The organism is Lelliottia sp. GFLA7 (assembly GCF_056490165.1).
Window position 1 is genome coordinate 1 of record NZ_JBWLAQ010000084.1, and the last position, 443, is coordinate 443.

At 64.1% G+C, this 443-nt stretch carries 2 protein-coding genes; one reads left to right on the forward strand and one right to left on the reverse strand.

Features of this window, described 5'->3' with window-relative positions; translation table 11 throughout:
• Positions 1 to 128, forward strand: a 128-nt coding sequence (locus tag AC07RN_RS21265) for a neutral/alkaline non-lysosomal ceramidase C-terminal domain-containing protein (RefSeq protein WP_478337262.1), incomplete at its 5' end; no start/stop codon positions are given.
• A 52-nt stretch (positions 129 to 180) separates the two neighbouring features.
• On the opposite strand, the gene AC07RN_RS21270 is transcribed toward AC07RN_RS21265, so the two are convergent.
• A partial coding sequence (locus AC07RN_RS21270) for an SRPBCC family protein (protein ID WP_478337261.1) occupies positions 181 to 443 on the reverse strand: 263 nt, incomplete at its 5' end.

Below are 443 nucleotides of genomic sequence, written 5' to 3' on the forward strand. Positions count from 1 at the left end.
TCACGTGGGACGTCCCCGCGGGCACCGCCTCGGGCACGTACCGGATCCAGCACTACGGCAACTGGAAGAACCCCGCCGGCGAGGTGTTCCCCCTCACCGGCACCTCGGCGGAGTTCACCGTCCGCTAGCCGCTGGAGCTGACGGGTCCCTTCATGCGCGGACAGCGCGTGAAGGGGGCCTTCAGCCGTTCGCTTCGAGGATCGTCTTGGCGTTCTCGAGGTCGCTGCGCACGTAGCGGGCATACAGCTTCTGCACGATGGCATCGGCGAATTTGAACAGGCCCGTTCCGGTCTCACCTTCCTGGACGAACGTCACCTTCGTGGCGCCGTCTCCATCGCTGTCGAAGTCGAGCTCACGCGTGTACCCGATCTTCGATTCCCGAGATTCCATCCGGATCCGCTTGTTTTCCTCGTAGTCGACCAGCGCCTCGGTCGCCTTGATAC